We start from the raw sequence: 1147 nt of genomic DNA on the forward strand, positions 1-1147 counted from the left end.
GGCTGATGTCGTCGATGCCGGCGGAGGCCGAGGTCATGACGGCTTCGGTGCGCAGGGGGTTGATCTCGGAGACGGCGCCGACGAGCGTGGTCTTGCCGACACCGAAGCCGCCCGCGACGACGATCTTCGCGGAGGTGGTGGCGCGGGTGGGGGCGGCCGCGTTAGAGCTTGCGAAGTCCACTGAGGACCCTTTCGAGCAGCGTGACGTCGGGCTGGTTTCCGGATTCGCCGCCGGAAGCGGGCTGGTGGATGGCGACCAGGCCGGCCTCGGCCAGGTCGGCCACGAGGATGCGGGCCACTCCCAGCGGAAGGGAGAGCAGCGCCGAGACCTCAGCGACGGATTTGACCTCCGTGCACAGCGTGCAGATCCGCTGGTGCTCGGGGAGCAGGGTGGCCAGGCGCTGCGGGTCGACGTCGGCGGAGACGAGGGCCTCCAGGGCGAGTTCGTAGCGCGGCCGGGTGCGCCCGCCGGTCATCGCGAACGGCCGGATCAGCGGGCCGGCGTCCGGCTCGTCCTCGAACTCCTCGACGTGCCCGGGCTCCTGGTCCCGCCGGTGGCCCGGTGCGGCGCCGGGGTCGGCGGGCGGCACGGGGTAGCCGGGCGGGGGCGCGTCGAACGAGGGCTGCGGCTGGGCGTACTGGCCGTGCCGGCCGTGCCGGCTGTACTGGCCGTACTGCTCCGTCGGCTGGCCGTACGGATGCTGGGCCTGGCCGTACGGCTGCTGACCGTACTCCTGGCCGTGCGGCTGCGGCCTGCCGTACTGCTGACCGGGGCCGACGCCGGGTGCTCCGAAGGCGTCATGGCCTGTGCCAGGGTACGGAACGCCGTACTGGCCGCTGCGGTCGTCGGGCGGTGTCACGGTTCCTCTCCTCACAGGGTGCGGCGGTGCGGTTCGAGCTTCGGCGCAGGTCCGGAGCCGGTGGTGCGAAGGCCGTACAACGTCCGAACCCGAGCCCGCCGAAGCGGGCCCGGGAAGGACGCGGAGGTACTTCGAATACCTGGACGGTATCCGACGAACCGTCAGTGCAGGAGACTGCCCTGGAGTTCCGCGCGAAGTGCGGGGGTGAGGACGGCGCCGGCGCGGTCGACGAGCAGGGCCATCTCGTAGCCGACCAGGCCGATGTCGGAGTCGGGGGCGGCCAGGAC

The 1147-nt window shown here is 72.4% G+C and carries 1 protein-coding gene and 2 pseudogenes; all 3 read right to left on the bottom strand.

What is annotated here, in order from left to right; translation table 11 throughout:
- Positions 1–181: pseudogene (locus tag KV557_RS41835) on the bottom strand (ATP/GTP-binding protein); the annotation flags it as partial.
- On the bottom strand, positions 162–860 hold the full coding sequence (locus tag KV557_RS44735; protein ID WP_218207364.1) for a DUF742 domain-containing protein: 699 nt from the start codon (positions 858–860) through the stop codon (positions 162–164). The gene KV557_RS44735 and the pseudogene KV557_RS41835, both read right to left, overlap by 20 nt.
- A 161-nt stretch (positions 861–1021) precedes the next feature.
- Positions 1022–1147 (bottom strand): annotated as a pseudogene (locus KV557_RS41845) (roadblock/LC7 domain-containing protein); the annotation flags it as partial.

Source organism: Kitasatospora aureofaciens, assembly GCF_019192735.1.
Lineage (GTDB): Bacteria > Actinomycetota > Actinomycetes > Streptomycetales > Streptomycetaceae > Kitasatospora > Kitasatospora aureofaciens_A.